This is a genomic window from Vibrio anguillarum (assembly GCF_001989995.2).
Taxonomy (GTDB): Bacteria; Pseudomonadota; Gammaproteobacteria; order Enterobacterales; family Vibrionaceae; genus Vibrio; species Vibrio anguillarum.
The window spans coordinates 1-1,922 of the sequence record NZ_JAHGUP010000097.1 but is presented as its reverse complement, the minus strand read 5'-3'; the positions used below and the strand labels follow the sequence as shown (position 1 = coordinate 1,922).

The following is a 1,922-nucleotide window of genomic DNA, read 5'->3' as shown; positions in this document are numbered from 1 at the left end:
CTAAGGGGCTGGCAACGCATTACCACGAAACTCAACCACAACAGCCGTAACCACAGGAGCTCAATGGGACTGGGAACGCCACGCGTTGACAGTCCCTCTTGAGGCGTTTGTTAGTTCTTTTTTTGATCTTTCCGCTTCCAAGTCACTTCGACTGACTCAATTTCATCAGCCTGTATAGACCTAAACGAATATATTCCTTTGAGTCTAAGTCCGCCATTGAGCACTTGAAGAAGCGATGTAGAAAACGATAAGCGCGTTCGATCGACACTTTGCATATTCAAAGTCAGAAAGCCTTCCCATAAATGACCACTTACATTCAAGTTAGTAACTTGAGTCGGTTTATCTGGGTCTGCGCCTTGCACAATAGTTAACGAACCATCGAGTTCATGTGCATTTTGACGAATGGTCATTTCCATCTTTGCATGTATCCCAGCTCCAGAAACTGCACTAGTCTCCCAGGTGCCATTTATATCAACACCTTTGTAGGTAATACTTTGATACCAAGGAACAAAACGATGTTTAAAAAACATTCCAATCAAGTACAACATTACAGTTGTAAAAATACCGCTTACAGTGCCCAAAATTACGGTTTCCAAAGCACCCATATTCATTTCCAATTATTTAATTATTTCAATAGAAAACTGATAATAGTTTACTGAATTAAACTCTAAATACATCTACAGAGTTCGTTGTCATGAGAGAACTAACGCCGCATTAAGGTGTGAGCAACGCTACCATAAGACTTAACCTTACCACCGTAAACACGAAGCCTAACGATGGAATGAAAAATGCCAAGCGTTGGGAATCACTCTTAAATGCTTTGTTAGCACTTTCCAGCTAGTTGAAGTGTCAACTCTTTTGCGGAAATTTCTTGGCACCCTTGCGCATTTTGTCCACACCATAACGGAGAAAAACCATCCATCCCCTGTTTTTCAGCGCTATTTCGTAATTGAGACATTTCAAGAGAAGCGTACGGAAAATCAGGAGCAAGCACGCTCATATAGCCTAGTTCATCCATAACGCGATTAACTATACCACGGGCTGGTCTACCCGAAAATATGTTGGTTAAAGCTGTATGTGATGATTTACCACTTTTTAGTGCCTGTTTATGTATATCGGATGTCTCAGCTTCTGTGCACAGTAAATACGATGTTCCAACCTGCACAGCACACGCGCCCAACTGCAAGCAAGCTCTCACACCATTATTATCACTAATACCACCTGCTGCTATAACAGGAACTTTAACCTGCTTGACAACCTGAGACACAAGCGAAACTAACCCTAGTTGCGTTGAGATTTTATCAGTTAGAAACATCCCTCTGTGCCCTCCTGCCTCTAAACCTTGAGCTATTATCCCGTGCACACCTTGCGACTCTAACCAAATAGCCTCCTCCAGCGTCGTTGCAGATGACACTACCTTTGTCCCCCAACTTTTGACTCGTTTCAATAAGTCTTTATTTGGCAACCCAAAATGAAAACTAATGAATTCCGGTGAAAAACGCTCTATTGCATCAGCAATATCATGGCTAAATGGCACTCGAGTACTGCCGAGAGAAAGGTTTACTTCAGAATCCAGCTCGGCAAAATATGGCTGAAGTGTGTTTCGCCAAATCACTTGGCGATTTTCATCGTAAGGACGTAAGTTATGACAGAAAAAATTAAGATTATATGGTTTGCTAGTTGACCCTTTAATAGTTTCAATCTCATTGATTATTTTTTCCGTATTCAACATACCGCAAGGTAAAGAACCCAATCCGCCAGCCTCACTAACGGCAATCGCCAAAGCGCTACTCTGCACTCCCGCCATCGGCGCTTGAATGATTGGAAAATCCGTACCTAATAATTCCCTGTAGTTCATAGTCTTCCTTAACTATTGTTGGTGCTAACGCCCGCCTAAGGGGTTGACAACGCACCGCCGAACT

2 protein-coding genes are annotated in these 1,922 nt (G+C 42.5%); both read right to left on the bottom strand.

Annotated elements, in window-relative coordinates; genetic code table 11:
- Nucleotides 1-110: 110 nt before the first annotated feature.
- A complete protein-coding gene (locus PL85_RS16590; protein ID WP_064626956.1) occupies nucleotides 111-605 on the bottom strand; it encodes a hypothetical protein in 495 nt (164 codons plus the stop codon).
- Between the two features lie 218 nt (nucleotides 606-823).
- Nucleotides 824-1,858 (bottom strand): NAD(P)H-dependent flavin oxidoreductase, encoded by a 1,035-nt coding sequence (locus PL85_RS16585; protein ID WP_115340189.1) that lies wholly within the window; start codon nucleotides 1,856-1,858, stop codon nucleotides 824-826.
- Nucleotides 1,859-1,922 lie beyond the last annotated feature (64 nt).